Here is a 16,030-nt window from a genome sequence, read left to right as displayed (position 1 = left end):
ACAGTGTGAATGCCTCCCGTGTGTAATCAGGAGGCATCTCGCATGGGACAAGCAGGGAGGAAGCAACCCGTGAGTGAAGGAACACAATTGCAGCAGGAATCTGCGATGAAAAAACATTGGTTTCCTGTGTTAGCTGGTATTATCCTTTTGGCTATCGTCGGAGTATTTGGTTATAAGTATATGACAGAAGAGAAGATCGAAGTGTTGAAGCCCATCGCGGACTTCACCTTAGACAACAGTGACGGAACAACCTATACATTTAATGAAAGTGCTGGCAAAGTACGACTGGTGGAGTTTATGTTTACCAAGTGCCCGGATATTTGTCCGGCGACTACGTACAACATGGCCAAGCTGCAAGATCAGTTGAAGGAAAAGGGACTGTTCGGAGACAAAGTAGAGTTTATCTCCATTTCCTTTGACCCTGATAACGATACGCCGGAAGTCTTGCAGGAGTACGCAGCCAAGTTCAAGGCAGATCAGAGTAGCTGGAAGTTCCTGCGAGGGGACGCTCAGGCTGTAGAGAAAGTGACGAAGGATTTTGGTCTGATGGTCATGAAGCAGCCAGATGGTTCTTATGCTCATACGGCTCGCATGTTCCTTGTGGATGGAGATGGAAACATGCGCCGCGCGTACGGGATGGCAGCTGACATGGACATGGAAGTCATGATGAAAGAGATGGAACAGCTCGCTGACTAGCGAGTCTCCTCATAGGAGATGTTTACGACATCTTCTGTCTGATTCACGAATTCAATATGAATGAGTAACGCCCACCTGCGATTGCCTTCTTGAAGCAAGAGCTTAAACGTCTCTTCTGACGTGGTGGGCGTTTTTTGTTTTCGTCCGACATGAAGGTAGTCCACAATTTGAGCGTTTGGATATCGCTTCATCGTCTCCTGCATCGCGAGCCTGCCCCATTTTGCATAGGGAGGCTGGGCATAGGTAGGGAACGGCTGAAAGAGGAACAGGAAAAGTACAGTGGAGAGTAGGGGCATCATGTTCCGATAACAAAATAGGCGACGAGCGGCTTGCACTTGCGTATCCCTCTCCTTTTCGAAATGGTTTGCCATGTATTTTGAAGACTTTTCGGAATATCATTCGTAGAAAATAATGACAATGAAATGCGGGAGGTTTTCGATGCATTACTTGCTCATTCCCTTATTTGGCCTTCCTATTTTGGTGGGGGTTCTTGCAGCCATTTTTCAAAAGCCTCCTTTCTGGAAAAAATGGGGGCTCACGATTGCTTCTGCCGTATTGATTTACGGAGGCTGCTTCGCTGCGAATGTATATTGGCAAATGAAGTATGGCATTCCGGTGTTACCCACGGAGTCCGACTTGGAGGTATTTTTATACTTTTGTATCCTGTTGGTGTTTGTTTGTATCCTCATGTATATTGTTTTTTTGATCATGATGAGAAAACAGTTTTGGAAAATGAACCTCGTTTTTCTATGCACAGCTTTTGGTTTGTTTAGCTTTTTTGCTGCTGCTTTTTTAGGCATGGGGCCCTTTTTGAAAAAGGCGGAGTACGTCACCGTCGTACAAAAAGCAAAAGACCAGTGGAAAGCGGCGAAGATGGACAATGAGAAGCCGATTGATCTCGCCATCGTATACAGCAGACAAGACTGTACCAAAAATTGTGCTGGGTATCCGTATACTAGTCTGATCCTGGTACGGAATCAGTCGGATCAGCCGTTGGAGATCGACTTGAAACTGCGATTGCAAAACAAAAGTGGCGCCGTGTTAAAAGAAAGCGAAGCCGTACCACTAAAGCTCTCTTCAGGAGAAATTACGGAGGTATGGACGGGCGATTCCTATGCAAAGCATGACTTTTGGGCGAGGGCAAGTGTCGTTACCGATGAACGAGTTACCGACTTGGAGTATCAGTATTCGATTATTGACCGAAGATGAATGTGTGGAATAGTCAAGACTGGGTGAAACGAACGTCTTACGTTGTGATATAATAAGAATGGCATGCTTGGTTCGGGTTCCCATAATCATGCACGACGATGTTAGGAGGAAAGAGAGTGAGCGACGTTAAGATTTTCGCGATGGGCGGCCTCGGCGAGATCGGAAAAAATATGTACTGCGTCGAGTATGAGGACGAAATCATCATTATTGACTGCGGGGTAAAGTTCCCCGAGAATGAAATGTTTGGTATAGATCTGGTTATCCCGGATATTTCTTATCTGAAGGACAACCAGCATAAGATAAAAGCACTTTTGTTGACGCACGGACATGAGGATCACATCGGAGCGATTCCTTATATTTTACGGCAAATCAAGGTGCCGATTTACGGTGGTCGTCTGACCCTGGGCTTGGTCAAGGCGAAGCTGGAAGAGCACCGTTTGCAAAATGAAGTGAAGCTGATTCCAATTTCGGAAGATACGGAAATTCCTTTTGCCAAGCTGAAGGCGACATTCTTCCGTACGAACCACAGTATTCCGGATTCCCTGGGAGTTGTGCTCTATACACCTGAGGGAATGGTCATTCACACGGGTGACTTCAAGTTTGACATGACACCAGTTGGCCAAACAACGGAGTACGGAAAAATTGCACGCATTGGTGCGAGCGGAGACGTCTTGACGCTTTTGTCCGACAGTACGAACAGTGAGCGTCCTGGATTTACGATGTCGGAGAGAACGGTAGGGGAAGGGATTCTCGATGTGGTACGCAAAGCGCGTGGACGCATCATCCTGGCTACCTTTGCTTCCAACGTGCATCGCCTGCAACAAGTGGTAGACGCTGCCGAGCAATGCAATCGCAAAGTGGCGGTTATTGGTCGCAGTATGGAAAAGGTTTTCTTGATTGGACAAGAGCTGGGTTACATCCAAATGCCAGAGGGCATGTTGATTGATATTAAGCACATCGACAACTACGCGGACAACCAAGTGCTGATTATTTGCACGGGTAGTCAAGGTGAGCCGATGGCAGCGTTGACCCGGATTGCTTCCGGATCGCACCGTACTGTTTCCATTTATCCAGAAGATACGGTTATCATTTCCGCATCCCCGATTCCTGGGAACACGATCAACGTCAGTCGCACGATAGACAAGCTGTACCGTGCAGGTGCCAACGTGGTATTGAGTCATGCGTTTGACATCCACGCATCTGGACATGGCAGCAGTGAAGAATTGAAGCTCATGCTCAACTTCATTCGTCCGAAATATTTCATCCCGATTCACGGGGAATACCGGATGCTCAAGACTCACTCCAAGCTGGCTCAACAAGTTGGGATCGAGGAGAGCAACATCTTTATTATGGACAACGGCGAAGTGCTGAATTGCAACCGCGAAAAAGCGTGGCTCAGCAAAGTACAAGCAGGGATTGTCCTCATTGATGGCAGTGGTATCGGCGACGTCGGAAATATCGTTCTGCGCGATCGCAAGCATTTGGCTGAGGATGGCTTGATGGTCGTGGTTGTCAGCCTCGATATGAAGAACTTCAAAATTTTGACGGGCCCAGATATCGTGAGCCGCGGCTTCGTTTACGTACGCGGTTCGGAATCCTTGATTCAGGAAGCGACACAGCTCGTTCGTGGGCGTCTGCAGGAAGCATTGGATAAGAAAATCAAGGAATGGTCTGAGCTGAAGTCACAGATTAATGAAGTGATCAAGCCGTTCATTTACGAAAAAACAGGCCGTAACCCAATGATTCTTACCATTTTGATGGAAGTGTAGCTCCTGCTTTCTCGGGTAGGCGCAGTCGGGGTATAATAGTAAGTAAGTTGAATACGTGATATAAAGGAGAGGTTGCCCAATGATGTCTTATGAAGCATATATGAGCCAAGTAATTCAACCGATGCGCGATGAGTTGACTCGCAACGGTTTTCAAGAGCTTCGCACTGCTGAAGAAGTAGAGCAAGCACTGCCAAATGCAAAAGGCCTGACACTTGTTGTCGTGAACTCGGTTTGTGGCTGCGCAGCAGGACTCGCTCGTCCAGCAGTTGTACATTCCTTGAATCACGCTACAAAACCGGATAACATCTTCACTGTGTTCGCAGGTCAAGACAAGGAAGCGACTGCAAAAGCACGCGAATATTTCGAAGGCTATGCACCGTCTTCCCCATCCTTCGCGATCATGAAAGATGGCAAAATCATGACCATGGTCGAGCGTCATCAGATCGAGAACAACGAACTGGCAACAATCGCTGGCCTATTGACCAACGCTTACGACACTTACAAATAAGAAGTAAGAAACATCACGAGGCGCTCGGAAACGGGCGTCTTTTTTGTGTACTGGGATTGATTCCCTTCTTTTATTATACTAAAATGTTTAATAAGTATAATAATGTAGGAGGAGAGAGAATGAGCAAGCTGGTAGTGATAACAGGTGTGACACGTGGTTTGGGTAGGGCGATGGTCGAGCGTTTTCACGAAGCAGGCTGGGCGGTTGCAGGCTGCGGTCGTTCGGAAAAAGAGGTGCAAGGACTGCGTCAGCAATTCGGAGATCAGCATCATTTTTCTGTCGTCGACGTTTCGGTAATGGAGCAGGTGGAAAAGTGGGCAGAGGAAATCAAAGTCGAGGTGGGCGTTCCCGATTTGTTGATTAACAATGCCTCCATTATAAACCGGAACAGCCCAGTCATTGGGCTTGCGGCAAGCGAGTTTTCGAGAGTGATGGACATCAATGTGAATGGTGTTTTCTATGTAATTCGCGCCTTTTTACCGTTTATGGTTCAGCGCGCAAATGGCGGAGTCGTCGTAAATATCAGTTCATACTGGGGAAGAAACGGGGAAGCGTTTTTATCGCCGTACTGCGCATCAAAGTTCGCCATCGAAGGATTGACGCAATCATTGGCAGCCGAATTGCCTGAGGGAATGGCAGCAGTGGCGCTTGATCCAGGAGGCAGTATCGATACCTCCATGCTCCAATCATGCTCACCAGAAGATGTGGACACGGCACCGAATCCGGTAGAGTGGAGCCGTGTGGCGGTACCGTACATCATGGGGCTTGGTCCGCAAGACAACGGAAAGTCGCTTACCTGCCCACCAGTGAGAAACAACTGAATATCTTTACCATTGATTTACCACGCTGCCGAGAATCCATCGGCAGCTTTTTGGTATGAAAAAATCTCCCGTCGATTGGGAAGTGCCAATCAAGGGAGAAAAGAAGTAGTGTAATGAAAAAGCCGCTCAGTCCTGTAAAAGGATCGGGCGGCTTCTTTGCAGTTGAAATCAGTATTTAGCAACCTCTGCTTGTTTTTCCCGATGAAAATAAGCATGTAACAGACAGAGCAGAACCGAACCCGCAGAGACAAGCGTTGCCAAGAACAGGGTTGGATTAATGCCACCATGGTCATACATGAACCCCATAGCTAAAGGCCCCAGCAGCCTTCCACCAGTTGTAATCGCCCCAACTACCCCCAAATAAAACGGTGCATTCTCCCCAGTTTTTTCCGATATAAAGGTAGGAATAGTGGGCGAGATGAGCATTTCTCCAAAAGTAGTGATAACCATTCCGATAACAAATGCGTAATAACTACCGTGGTAAGCCAGCATACACCCAAAACCGACAGCATACGCGATGGCACTGACGACGAGTTGGGCAGACAAGCTCTGATTCAACAGCCGCTTGATCCAGGATGTGATGGGTTGGCCGGCAAAAATGATAATCCCGTTGATAGTCCACAGCCAGCTATACGAAGACAGAGGCATACCTTGTTCGGTAATATAAGGAGCGACGCCTGTGTTCCATACCGTATTGGAAAAGAAAATGAATGCTGCGCCCAATGCCATAAACAAGTACAATTGGTAGCGGAATAGCAGGGTAAAGTTGTTTTTTTCGCGGTGTTTTTTCTGTTCCTCCTGTTGCTCTCCGACCAGTTCCTGATGAGATATGTTCTTCATAAAAAGGAAGAAGAACAAGGCAAACAATAAGGTGCTCGTGCTGTTGAACCAAAAAGTAAGCTGGAAGGATAAAGTGGCAATGACGCCTGCCAATGCGGTTCCGATTGCCATCCCCAAATTATTACCGACGTAGACGATATTAAATAATTCGCGACGCTGTTCCTTCCAACGGAAACCAATAAATGCTTGAATGGCTGGAAATGACAGGTTGAACGTAAAGCCAAGCCCCATCATGAGAATCAGGTAGACAGGCCAGCTCTGAACGAAAGGAATGGAAAATTGAATAAGTCCTTGAAAAATCAATGCACCGACAATGAGACGCTTGGCACCCAGTCGATGAAATAACGAGCCGCCGATGAATTGGCCGAAGATTCCAGCCAGAGATTGGATCATCAGGACAAATCCAGCTTCTGTCATCGAGCGTTGCAAAATGGTATGTACGTATAAGGTAGTAAGTGGCCACATAAAGGCACTCCCGGAGGAGTTAATAAAGCTGGCGATGAGGAAGAAAATGGCCTCACGTGGATAGCGATTGAGAAAAGCTGACGGTGATATCACGCGATTGCACCCCTTATCATTAAGGATAAGAATAGTATAGCGAATATTCAAAACTTTGTAAATTAAAATGTTTACAATGTCACAGGTACCCAAATATAGGCTGCTCCACTTTTGTCGAATTCGAGTATACTAGACAAAGTGGAGAGATGACATCAACTGAGGATATAGAGAATAAAGGTGGACTTTATGAAAATATGGAAACGAGTGTTGCTTCTTTTGCTTGTCGTGATGGCTACGACAGCTGGATACTACGGATACTCTTTTTATCAATTTGCTCAAAATATTCAAGAGCCTAACATCGCACCGCCTAGTGGTGGGAATTCCACCAAAGCAGCAGAAATACCAGAGTGGGATGGCAAGGAACGCGTCAATATTCTGCTGATGGGAGTAGACCGCAGAGGAATGAAAAATAACGGGCTTCCTCGTTCTGACTCCATGATGCTGGTCAGCATCGATCCTACGGGGAAACGTTATGACATGTTTTCAATCCTACGTGATACGTATGTAGATATTCCCGGTAGAGGTAGCTCGCGGATCAACTCTGCGATTGTAGAAGGTGGACCTGAGCTAGCAATGGAAACGGTTAGTCAGTTCACTGGAATTCCAGTAGATCGTTACGTGATTACTGACTTTGAAGGCTTCAAGGCTCTGATTGATGCAGTAGGCGGAGTCGAGATCGATGTAGAAAAAAATATGTATTATCATGACCCGACAGACAAAGGTGCTTATGATATTAATCTGAAAAAGGGTCTGCAAAAGCTGGATGGAGACAAAGCCTTGCAATATGCTCGTTTCCGCCATGATGCGACCTCCGATTATACACGGACGGAGCGTCAGCGGAAATTGATGACGGCAGTCGTGGATCAGATGAAGAATGGTACGACGCTGATGCAGCTTCCTACGATTTTGAAGGAAGTAACACCGTATGTTCAAACCAATATTAGTTCGGTGGACATGCTGAAGCTGTCTGCACTCGGATTAAAATTGAATACGTTAGAGCCTGGTAACTATCAGTTGCCGCCGATGGGGATGTTCCGTGAATCGCACCGTGCAGGTTCCGTTCTGGTTCCGGATGTCGATCAGGTTCAGTCGTTTGTCCAGGAAAAAATTGCACCTCCTACAGAAGCAACAGATCAACCTGAGGGAGAAAAGAAAAGCAGCACGCAAAACTAAGCGTGCTGTTTTTTTGTGTTTTTTAGGAAAAGGATCCATCTATCGTTCAAAGAGAAGAGGGATGGCAAATATGACGCAGGCCGAATGGAGAAAGATGTACAAAGATGCGACGTTTCGCTTCCGCGTAAAGTCGACAATCATCCGCAACGGTGTCATGGATTAAAAAACTTTTCCTTCTATTACTATTGACGTGATATTTCCGAAAAGGATATAATCCGTTTTGTATCATGATGAAACCCAAAAAACGAACATAATATACGTAGATATCTTTCTTATCAAGAGAGGCGGAGGGACAGGCCCTATGAAGCCCGGCAGCCGGTTCATTTTCGAATGAACGTCGCGGTGCCAATTCCTACAGGATTTTTTTGATCTTGTATAGATGAGAAGGGTGGATGCGAACGTATACATTGCGTTGCAGCCCCTTTTTCGTTTATTGAAAAAGGGGTTTTTATATTTTATTAAGATTGTGGTCGGGAGGTGGATGCGTTGATCCAACTGCGTCATTTGCATAAAAGCTATCAAGTACAAGGTAAAACCATCCCAGCATTAACGGGGATCGACCTTTCCATAGAGCAAGGAGAAATATACGGGATTATCGGACACTCTGGTGCAGGGAAAAGTACGTTGATCCGGTGCATCAATTTGCTGGAGCGCCCAACTTCAGGGGAAGTTATTGTGGACGGTGTCGATTTGACAAAGCTGGATGAAGGGAAGCTGCAAGAAAAGCGCCGCTCAATCGGCATGATTTTTCAGCACTTCAACTTGCTGTCTTCTTCGACAGTCGGCGAAAATGTCGCTTTTCCGCTCAAGCTAGCCAAGCGTCCGAAGGCAGAGATTGATAAGAAAGTAAACGAGCTGCTGAAGCTGGTTGGCTTGGAGGCGCATAAGGACAAATATCCGACCCAGCTGTCTGGCGGACAGAAGCAGCGTGTCGGAATCGCCCGGGCGCTCGCGAATGATCCAAAAGTGCTGCTCTGCGACGAAGCTACATCGGCTCTCGATCCGCAGACGACGAACTCCATTCTGGCACTGCTCTTGGACATCAACCGCAAGCTGGGGTTGACCATTGTGTTGATTACCCATGAGATGCACGTCATTCGCTCCATCTGTGATCGTGTTGGCGTGATTGATGGAGGAAAGATCGTCGAGTCGGGTAATGTACTGGATGTATTCCTTCGTCCGAAGCATCCAACGACACAAGAATTCGTGGAACAAGTAGCGGATTCTACAGAGCTGCGCGAAGCAGTTGAGCACGAAAAGGCTTCGGGGATCCGCACCATTGCTCGTGTCACCTTCCTCGGAGAAAAAACGTACCAGCCAATCCTGTTCCAAACGATGCAAGAGACTGGCACGGTGTTCAGCATTTTGCAGGGAACGATCTCCCGCATGAAGGATACGCCGTATGGTCAGTTGGTAATCGAGCTGGAAGGCGATGTTGCACAGAATCAAAAGACCATTGAGACGCTGCGCCAACGTGGCTTGGAAGTAGAGGTGATATAAATGGACTGGACATTCGAGAATGTGGATTGGGCTGAAATCGGCGTAGGTACGATGGACACGCTCACGATGCTCGGCTTTTCCACCCTGTTTACCGTCCTGATTGGTTTGCCGTTGGGCATCATTCTGTTTTTGACTTCACGCGGACAGCTTCTGCAAAACCGCACTTTTTATACGATCGCATCATTCGTTGTCAACGTATTGCGTTCGGTACCGTTTATCATTTTGATGATCTTGCTGATTCCTGTGACGAAAATGATCGTAGGAACTTCACTCGGCGTACTTGGTGCCATTCCGCCGCTCGTATTTGGTGCCGCTCCGTTTTTCGCGCGTTTGGTGGAAACCTCTCTGCGTGAGATTGATAAAGGTGTGATTGAGGCTGCACAATCTATGGGGGCTTCCAATTGGCAGATCGTCTGGAATGTCCTTTTGCCAGAGTCTAGATCGGGCCTGATCGCGGGTATTACGATCACGACGGTTACGCTGGTCTCCTATACAGCGATGTCTGGGGTAATTGGCGGTGGTGGTTTGGGTGACTTGGCGATTCGATACGGATACCAACGTTTCCAAACCGATGTCATGATTGTGACTGTTGTTATTTTGCTGGTGATGGTACAGATCTTACAATCGCTGGGGGACCGTCTGGTTCTGAAATTCAGCCGTAAGTAGGATTTTTCCATATAGGGTTTCAAATAATAAGATAAATACATGCAAGGGGGAAATCATTCATGAAAAAGCTAGTCGTATCTGTACTTTCTACTGTGTTGGCATTTTCTTTGGCAGCTTGCGGAGGCAAAACGGAAACAGCACCCGCTCCAGCTGAAGGTGGCGCACAAGGCGGACAACAGGAAGTAACATTGAAGGTAGGCGCTTCTCCCGTTCCACACGCAGCAATCTTGAAATTCGTTCAACCAAAACTGAAAGAACAAGGCGTGAACTTGGAAATTAAAGAGTTCACCGATTATGTACAACCTAACGTTCAAGTGAACGAGAAACAACTCGACGCTAACTTCTTCCAGCACAAGCCTTACCTGGAAGACTTCAATAAAGGACAAAACATGAACCTGGAGCCAGTAGTGGCTGTACACATCGAGCCATTCGGAGGTTACAGCAAAAAAGTAAAATCTGTGGATGAATTAGCTGATGGCGCAACAATCGCGCTGCCAAACGATCCAACAAACAGCGGTCGCGCACTCGCACTCTTGGAGAAAAACGGCGTGATCAAGCTGAAAGAAGGCGCTGGCATCAGCGGTACAGTGAAAGATGTTGTTGAAAACAAGAAAAACCTGAAGTTCAAAGAAGTAGAAGCAGCAATGCTGCCGCGCGTTCTGGAAGAAGTAGATCTGGCATTGATCAACACCAACTATGCGCTGGAAGCAAAGCTTGTTCCAACCAAAGACGCCCTGTTTATTGAAGATAAAGATACTCCATACGCAAACTTCTTGGTAGCTCGTCCTGACAATAAGGATTCTGAAGCAATTCAAAAGCTGGCAAAAGCACTGAACTCACCTGAAGTGAAAAAGTTCATTGAAGATGAATACAAAGGCGCGATTATTCCAGCGTTCTAAAGTAGAAATAATTGATCGATCAACAAAAGCCCAACTGGTCTCGTAGCTGGTTGGGCTTTACTTTTGTTTACAATATAATGAATTTTCATAAAATTAAATTAAATCTATAGCAATCCCGTTTTCAACCCAATTCCCGTCGAGTATATTGTGTTTGAAATGAGAAAATATAGATAAGGGGGAATTTTCTGATGAAACGAAATCTCAAGTTGTTTCTTGGCGCGATGCTGGTCGCCGGAACCGTGTTAGCTGGATGCTCCACGAGTACGCAGCCATCAACGGCAACCCCTCCAGCTGAGGGAACCGCAGCGACCGCTGAAAAGCCTGCAAATGCAAAGACGCAGGTATTTCGGGCGAACATTATGAGTGAGCCTGCGACAGCGGACCCTGGTCTTGCGAAGGATACCACTGCGGGAGCGATCGTTCGTGCTACGTTTGATGGCTTGACTCGCTTCGATGCAAACGCAAAGCCAGTGAATTCGGTAGCATCCGATGTAAAGATCTCTGATGACAAGCTGGTGTATACGTTCACGCTCCGTGACTCCAAATGGAGCAATGGTGATCCAGTAACTGCCCATGACTTCGTGTATGCATGGAAGCGTGCCCTCGGCAAGACATTTGGCGCGGAGTATGCCTATCAGTTGTACTACATTAAAAATGCGCAGCTGATTCACAAAGGTAAGGCGAAGCCCGACGAACTCGGTGCGAAGGCAATCGATGACAAAACACTGGAAGTCACGCTTGAGAATCCAACGCCTTACTTCCTGGAGCTGACGGCTTTCTACACGTACTACCCGGTTAACCAAAAAGTAGTGGAGGCCAATCCAAAATGGGCAAACGAAGCGGCGACGCACGTAAGCAACGGTCCATTTAAGATGACAGGGTGGGAACACAAGAGCAAGATCGTGCTTGAAAAGAACGAGCACTACTGGGATAAAGACGTAGTGAAGCTCGATCGCATTGAGTTCGCGATGATCGAAGACGATAATACAGCCCTGTCCATGTTCGAAAACGGTGAGCTGGATTGGGCAGGTCAGCCACTCGGTGGACTTCCCACCGATGCGATCCCGACACTGAGAGACGCGGGCAAACTCGTTGTTCATCCAAAAGCGACGATGTACTGGTACAAACTGAATACGACAAAAGGGCCGCTCAGCAATGTGAAAATTCGTAAAGCCTTGGCATACTCGGTTGACCGTAAAACCATCGTAGATAACATCACACAAGTGGGCCAAGTGCCAACGATGGGGATGTTGCCGCAATCCATGATTATCAATAAAGATGGCTACTTCAAAGATAATGATGTAGAAACGGCCAAAAAGCTGTTGGAAGAAGGTATGAAGGAGCTTAACGTGACAACGCTGCCTCCGATCACCTTGACTTACAATTCAAGCGACAGACATAAGAAAATTGCCGAGGCGCTTCAGGACCAATGGAAACAAAAACTTGGCATTGAAGTAAAGCTCATGGTGAAGGAGGCCACTGTTCACATACAGGATATGCATGAACTTAATTACGAAATAGGCCGTATCGGCTGGAATGCAGACTTTAATGATCCAATGAATTACCTGGAAATGTTCCGTGATGGTAATACAGGCAACAACGACACGGGCTGGGAAGACCCGCGCTACCAAGAGCTGCTGAAACAGGCATCGGTAGAAACTGATCCAGAGAAGCGCAAGCAGCTGTTTGGAGAGGCTGAGCAAATCTTCATGGATGCTATGCCTTTGATCCCCATGTTCACGGATGTCGATGTCTGGGTACAAAGCGACAAAGTGAAAGGCGTTCAAGTGGACGGTCTCGGATTTATCGACCTGAAGTGGGCAGAAATGACGGAGTAACGAACTTACAAAAATCCCGAGGCCAACGAAATTGCTGGTCTCGGGATTCTTTTCTATTAGTAGCCAAAATCAAGTGTCTTGCCTGTCTCCGCATACGTCTTGATCGATGAGAGCATCATCGGCCAATTGTTGCTGGCACTTGCGTGGGAAGGGTGGTCTTCTGTCCAATGATCATGGATCAGTGTCAGCTTGGTGCAGCCGCCAACCGGTTCCAAGGTAATGGTGACGCGAGTCTGCAATTCCGCATGATTCTCGTAATAGGCAGGACCAGGATGTTCAGTGAAACTGAAAATGTGATGAGGTTCGAACTGCAAGATTTTCCCGTATACATGCACCGTGTCGTCACCAGCTTTTCCCGGACCAACGTAAGCCATCTCATCGCCTACTTGAAAAGTCGAGCGGATCGTACAGCCAAAGAAAGTACTCTTTACGCCTTCATCGGAAGTAAGGACATGCCAGACCTGCTCTGGCGTAGCATTAATGTAGAAATCGAATCGAAGATCCATCGTTTTACCCCCTGATTTTTTCATTTGGGAATTGTAATCAAGTCTCCCAACTACTACTCTTACTATAAGAAGAATTCGGTAGTGTGTATTGTAAAAACACGACAGGAGGCGCGCCTTGGAAAATCAGACTGCCAAGTTCCCAAAGGGTGTACTGCATGCCATAATTGGACAGAAGAAATTTTCGCTAGATAGATACGAGCCATCTGCCGAAATTAGCTCCTTCGTGCAGCACTACTGGGTCGTCCGGTGGGATTTGCGTACAGAACTGCCTCACTCGCAAACGGTATTGGCTCATCCCAATGTGAATCTGGTGTTTGAAAAAGGAGCAACGGGCATTTTTGGTGTAGCACGCACGACTTCCTCGCATCTATTAGAGGGACACGGTCACGTTTTCGGTGTGAAATTCAAGCCCGGAGGTTTTTATCCGTTTCTGAATGCCCCGGTATCAAAGCTGAGTGGCACTTCTACGAGTCTGGAAGCCGTATTTGGTGTTGCAACCGAGCAGCTTGAGAAAGAAGTGCTGAGCTTGCCAGATGATCAGCAAATGGTGAAAACGGTAGAAGCCTTTCTATTCGAACATTTGCCGAAGCCTGACCCGAATGTAGCGCGCATCAGTGAAATCGTCAGGATGATCCAGGCAGATCGAGCCGTACTCAAGGTCGAGGATGCGGTACAGTTGACCGGAATGAACTTGCGGACTATGCAGCGTTTATTTGATCGGTACGTAGGCGTTAGCCCGAAGTCGGTCATCCAACGATACAGACTGCATGAGGCGGCAGAACAGATTGACCAGGGAACGGTCCAAGATTGGCTGGACCTGTCTACCTCTCTTGGCTACTACGATCACTCTCACTTCATTCGAGATTTTCGAGCAATCGTCGGTGTAGCACCGAACGAGTATCGACGAGCCCATATTTAATCATAGTGAACCCCTTCGCCTTCTGGCTGGAGGGGTTGTTTTCATGCTGCATAAATTTTTATGTACGAGGCATACTTCTTCATGATGAAAATACCAAATTTATTTCCTTTAATAGAATTTGATGTTTGAATAAAACATAATTAATTTTACTTAAAATGTCTTCAATATTACTAAAAATGCAGTATATTTGTGGAGTAGCTTTCAATGAAGTTTTACCGATAGAAAAAAGGGGGTCAACACCGTGAAAAAAAGCGTTTTTGCAGCAATGAGTTCTATCCTAGTTTTGAGTGCGGCGCTGGCAGGCTGTGGCGGCGGCGAGAAAGCAGGCGAGCAAGGTAACAAACCTGCTGGTGAGCAAACAAGTGGACCTAAAGAATTGAGAATGAACATGATGTCCGAGCCACCAACTGCTGACCCTGCATTGGCTGAGGATTCTACTTCCAGTGCGGTTCTGCGTGCAACATTTGATGGTCTCACTCGTATTGGCGAAGATGGCAAACCACAACCATCTGTAGCAGAAAAAATTGACGTATCCCAAGATGGTCTTACTTATACATTTACCCTGCGTGACAGCAAATGGAGCAATGGAGAGCCAGTTACTGCAAAAGATTTCGAATTCGCTTGGAAGCGAGCGCTCGATCCGAAGACAGCATCTAACTACTCCTACCAATTGTATTACCTGAAAAACGCAGAAGAATACAACAAGGGCAAAGCAAAAGCTGATGATGTTGGCGTAAAAGCGACAGACGATAAAACACTCGTCGTGACTTTGAAAAACCCAACCCCATTCTTCTTGGAGCTGACTGCGTTCTATACGTACTACCCAGTTAACCAAAAAGTAGTGGAAGGCAGCGATAAATGGGCGGGCGAAGCAGCTACACACGTAGGTAACGGTCCATTCAAAATGGAAACATGGGAACATAAGAGCAAATTGGTTCTCGTGAAGAGCGATACTTACTGGGATAAAGACGTTGTAAAACTCGACAAACTCAACTTCTCCATGGTTGAAGATGCAAATACAGAGCTGTCCATGTTCGACAATGATGATTTGGATTGGTCCGGAGCACCTTTGAGCGCACTTCCTACCGATGCGATTCCTGCATTGAAAGAATCCGGTCAAATGCAAACACGCCCGATCGCGGGTACGTACATGTACAAATTCAATACGGAAGTTCCGCCGTTCAACAACGCGAAAATCCGTAAGGCGTTTGCTTATGCAATCGATCGTAAATCTATCATCGACAACATCACGCAAGCAAACCAAGAACCAGCTATGGGTCTGATCCCGCCAACAATGGCAGTGGCAACAAGCCCGTACTTCAAAGACGGCGATGTAGAAGTAGCGAAAAAATTGCTGGAAGAAGGTATGAAGGAAGAAGGCATTACGAAAATGCCGACCCTGACACTTTCCTTCAACACGTCTGAAGGTCACAAGAAAATTGCCGAAGCGATCCAAGACCAATGGAAAAAAGCACTCGGCGTAGACATTAAGCTGGAGAACAAAGAATGGAAAGTATTCTTGGAAGATGTAAACCAAGGTAAATTCCAAATCGCACGTTCTAGCTGGACTGGTGACTACAACGATCCATACACGTTCTTGGACCTGTTCAAGGACAAAGATGGCGGTAACAACGACACGAAATGGGAAAATCCGAAGTACAAAGAGCTGTTGAACCAGTCTGCTTTGGAACAAGACCCAGAAAAACGCAAACAAATCCTGGCACAAGCAGAAGCCATTTTCATGGACGAAATGCCAGCAATGCCAATCTACTACTACACTCATTCTTATGTGAAAAAAGACAAAGTAAAAGGTGTAGTACTCGACGGTCTCGGTTTCGTAGACTGGAAATGGGCAGACATTCAATAAGAAAAAGTGCATAACTCGTTGTAAAAAAGGAAGGGTGCTACGGCACTCTTCTTTTTTTGTAAATCATTTATAAGAGAGAACAATCGAGCAGAGGATTAACGATAATAGTAGAAATTATAAAATTATTAATTAAATTACTATTGTCACTTTACTGAATGTGAGCAAAATTGGGTGAATGAAAAATAGATCAATAAATGAGGTGTGTGAATCCTCAACCCTGAAAAAGCTTGATATTATGCGGTTTTCCTTAAAGATATCGAG

Annotated in this window: 15 protein-coding genes and 1 riboswitch; of the genes, 12 read left to right on the top strand and 3 right to left on the bottom strand. The window is 46.6% G+C overall.

Features of this window, described 5'->3' with window-relative positions; all coding sequences use genetic code 11:
• Nucleotides 1-69 precede the first annotated feature (69 nt).
• Complete coding sequence (locus tag ACFVS2_RS28440; RefSeq protein ID WP_390239678.1) at nucleotides 70-696, top strand: SCO family protein; 627 nt, start codon at nucleotides 70-72, stop codon at nucleotides 694-696.
• On the opposite strand, the gene ACFVS2_RS28435 is transcribed toward ACFVS2_RS28440, so the two are convergent.
• On the bottom strand, nucleotides 693-1,031 hold the full coding sequence (locus ACFVS2_RS28435) for a YqzG/YhdC family protein (RefSeq protein WP_390239677.1): 339 nt from the start codon (nucleotides 1,029-1,031) through the stop codon (nucleotides 693-695). The genes ACFVS2_RS28440 and ACFVS2_RS28435 overlap by 4 nt on opposite strands.
• A gap of 103 nt (nucleotides 1,032-1,134) precedes the next feature.
• Here ACFVS2_RS28435 and ACFVS2_RS28430 point away from each other — a divergent pair, with 103 nt between their 5' ends.
• The 4 genes from ACFVS2_RS28430 to ACFVS2_RS28415 all read left to right on the top strand — a co-directional run bounded on the left by ACFVS2_RS28430 (nucleotide 1,135) and on the right by ACFVS2_RS28415 (nucleotide 5,003).
• Nucleotides 1,135-1,905: a hypothetical protein gene (locus ACFVS2_RS28430; RefSeq protein ID WP_390239676.1), complete on the top strand. Its 771-nt coding sequence runs from the start codon at nucleotides 1,135-1,137 to the stop codon at nucleotides 1,903-1,905.
• A gap of 98 nt (nucleotides 1,906-2,003) precedes the next feature.
• On the top strand, nucleotides 2,004-3,674 hold the full coding sequence (gene rnjA, locus ACFVS2_RS28425) for a ribonuclease J1 (RefSeq protein WP_390239675.1): 1,671 nt from the start codon (nucleotides 2,004-2,006) through the stop codon (nucleotides 3,672-3,674).
• Between the two features lie 79 nt (nucleotides 3,675-3,753).
• Nucleotides 3,754-4,182, top strand: coding sequence for a BrxA/BrxB family bacilliredoxin (locus ACFVS2_RS28420; RefSeq protein ID WP_007721164.1), 429 nt, complete (start codon nucleotides 3,754-3,756; stop codon nucleotides 4,180-4,182).
• A gap of 119 nt (nucleotides 4,183-4,301) precedes the next feature.
• Nucleotides 4,302-5,003, top strand: a complete 702-nt coding sequence (locus tag ACFVS2_RS28415) for an SDR family oxidoreductase (protein ID WP_390239674.1) — start codon at nucleotides 4,302-4,304, stop codon at nucleotides 5,001-5,003.
• Between the two features lie 168 nt (nucleotides 5,004-5,171).
• Here ACFVS2_RS28415 and ACFVS2_RS28410 read toward each other — a convergent pair whose 3' ends face one another.
• The gene (locus ACFVS2_RS28410; protein ID WP_390239673.1) at nucleotides 5,172-6,401 is read right to left on the bottom strand and encodes an MFS transporter; all 1,230 of its coding nucleotides are present in this window, start codon (nucleotides 6,399-6,401) and stop codon (nucleotides 5,172-5,174) included.
• A gap of 186 nt (nucleotides 6,402-6,587) precedes the next feature.
• On the opposite strand from ACFVS2_RS28410, the gene ACFVS2_RS28405 reads away from it, so the two are divergent.
• From ACFVS2_RS28405 to ACFVS2_RS28385, 5 genes are all read left to right on the top strand, one after another.
• The gene (locus ACFVS2_RS28405; protein WP_173621266.1) at nucleotides 6,588-7,574 is read left to right on the top strand and encodes an LCP family protein; all 987 of its coding nucleotides are present in this window, start codon (nucleotides 6,588-6,590) and stop codon (nucleotides 7,572-7,574) included.
• 269 nt (nucleotides 7,575-7,843) lie between these two features.
• A riboswitch (SAM riboswitch) is annotated at nucleotides 7,844-7,960 on the top strand.
• Between the two features lie 100 nt (nucleotides 7,961-8,060).
• Complete coding sequence (locus ACFVS2_RS28400) at nucleotides 8,061-9,074, top strand: methionine ABC transporter ATP-binding protein (protein WP_173621265.1); 1,014 nt, start codon at nucleotides 8,061-8,063, stop codon at nucleotides 9,072-9,074.
• Complete coding sequence (locus ACFVS2_RS28395; protein WP_007721152.1) at nucleotides 9,075-9,740, top strand: methionine ABC transporter permease; 666 nt, start codon at nucleotides 9,075-9,077, stop codon at nucleotides 9,738-9,740.
• Between the two features lie 59 nt (nucleotides 9,741-9,799).
• A complete protein-coding gene (locus ACFVS2_RS28390; protein ID WP_173621264.1) occupies nucleotides 9,800-10,639 on the top strand; it encodes a MetQ/NlpA family ABC transporter substrate-binding protein in 840 nt (279 codons plus the stop codon).
• 188 nt (nucleotides 10,640-10,827) lie between these two features.
• Nucleotides 10,828-12,477: a peptide ABC transporter substrate-binding protein gene (locus ACFVS2_RS28385; RefSeq protein ID WP_390239672.1), complete on the top strand. Its 1,650-nt coding sequence runs from the start codon at nucleotides 10,828-10,830 to the stop codon at nucleotides 12,475-12,477.
• 56 nt (nucleotides 12,478-12,533) lie between these two features.
• Here the strand turns inward: ACFVS2_RS28385 and ACFVS2_RS28380 are convergent, their stop codons facing one another.
• Nucleotides 12,534-12,983 (bottom strand): SRPBCC family protein, encoded by a 450-nt coding sequence (locus tag ACFVS2_RS28380; RefSeq protein WP_173621262.1) that lies wholly within the window; start codon nucleotides 12,981-12,983, stop codon nucleotides 12,534-12,536.
• A gap of 115 nt (nucleotides 12,984-13,098) precedes the next feature.
• Here ACFVS2_RS28380 and ACFVS2_RS28375 point away from each other — a divergent pair, with 115 nt between their 5' ends.
• Both ACFVS2_RS28375 and ACFVS2_RS28370 read left to right on the top strand, forming a co-directional pair.
• A complete protein-coding gene (locus ACFVS2_RS28375) occupies nucleotides 13,099-13,902 on the top strand; it encodes a DUF6597 domain-containing transcriptional factor (RefSeq protein ID WP_390239671.1) in 804 nt (267 codons plus the stop codon).
• Between the two features lie 241 nt (nucleotides 13,903-14,143).
• Nucleotides 14,144-15,769, top strand: a complete 1,626-nt coding sequence (locus ACFVS2_RS28370) for a peptide ABC transporter substrate-binding protein (RefSeq protein ID WP_173621260.1) — start codon at nucleotides 14,144-14,146, stop codon at nucleotides 15,767-15,769.
• Nucleotides 15,770-16,030: the final 261 nt, after the last annotated feature.

It is taken from the genome of Brevibacillus sp. NPDC058079, assembly GCF_042885155.1.
Lineage (GTDB): Bacteria > Bacillota > Bacilli > Brevibacillales > Brevibacillaceae > Brevibacillus.
The sequence above is the reverse complement of the archived record's forward strand: the minus strand, read 5'-3'. Positions and strand labels throughout refer to the sequence as shown.